Here is a 720-nt window from a genome sequence, read left to right on the forward strand (position 1 = left end):
TCTCAATTTGTTTGGTGGCGATAGCGAAGAGGTCACACCCGTTCCCATACCGAACACGGAAGTTAAGCTCTTCAGCGCCGATGGTAGTCGGGGGGTTCCCCCTGTGAGAGTAGGACGCCGCCAAGCAGTTTTATTATTTCTACCATGTTTGTTTATGAAGCTTATATTATTCCGCAGTAGCTCAGTGGTAGAGCTATCGGCTGTTAACCGATCGGTCGTAGGTTCGAATCCTACCTGCGGAGCCATTGCTTCCATAGCTCAGCAGGTAGAGCACTTCCATGGTAAGGAAGAGGTCAGCGGTTCGAGCCCGCTTGGAAGCTTTATTAAATGTATTTATCTTACCAAGGTTTCTCAAAAAGGAGAAAGCTTTTTTTATTGCGATATGCGGAAGTAGTTCAGTGGTAGAACACCACCTTGCCAAGGTGGGGGTCGCGGGTTCGAATCCCGTCTTCCGCTCCATTTTTATCCCAACGGGATATTCTAAAATTGATTGCGCCCGTAGCTCAATTGGATAGAGCGTTTGACTACGGATCAAAAGGTTAGGGGTTCGACTCCTCTCGGGCGCGCCATTATTTTTAATAGAATAGATAGGGAATCGGGAAGTAGCTCAGCTTGGTAGAGCACATGGTTTGGGACCATGGGGTCGCAGGTTCGAATCCTGTCTTCCCGACCATTTTAATGGGGCCTTAGCTCAGCTGGGAGAGCGCCTGCTTTGCACGC

The 720-nt window shown here is 49.2% G+C and carries 5 tRNA genes and 1 rRNA gene; all 6 read left to right on the forward strand.

The features are described from left to right. Nucleotides 1-10: 10 nt before the first annotated feature. The 6 genes from rrf to LWH95_RS21430 all read left to right on the forward strand — a co-directional run bounded on the left by rrf (nt 11) and on the right by LWH95_RS21430 (nt 673). Nucleotides 11-126 (forward strand): 5S ribosomal RNA (rrf, locus tag LWH95_RS21405). A gap of 44 nt (nt 127-170) precedes the next feature. After that, nucleotides 171-245, forward strand: a tRNA-Asn gene (locus LWH95_RS21410). A gap of 2 nt (nt 246-247) precedes the next feature. Beyond that, a tRNA-Thr gene (locus tag LWH95_RS21415) sits at nt 248-320 on the forward strand. A gap of 64 nt (nt 321-384) precedes the next feature. Beyond that, nucleotides 385-459: transfer RNA gene (locus LWH95_RS21420), tRNA-Gly, on the forward strand. A gap of 33 nt (nt 460-492) precedes the next feature. Beyond that, a tRNA-Arg gene (locus tag LWH95_RS21425) sits at nt 493-569 on the forward strand. A 27-nt stretch (nt 570-596) separates the two neighbouring features. Beyond that, a tRNA-Pro gene (locus tag LWH95_RS21430) sits at nt 597-673 on the forward strand. Nucleotides 674-720 lie beyond the last annotated feature (47 nt).

Source organism: Bacillus sp. G16 (assembly GCF_021282335.1).
GTDB lineage: Bacteria > Bacillota > Bacilli > Bacillales > Bacillaceae > Bacillus > Bacillus inaquosorum.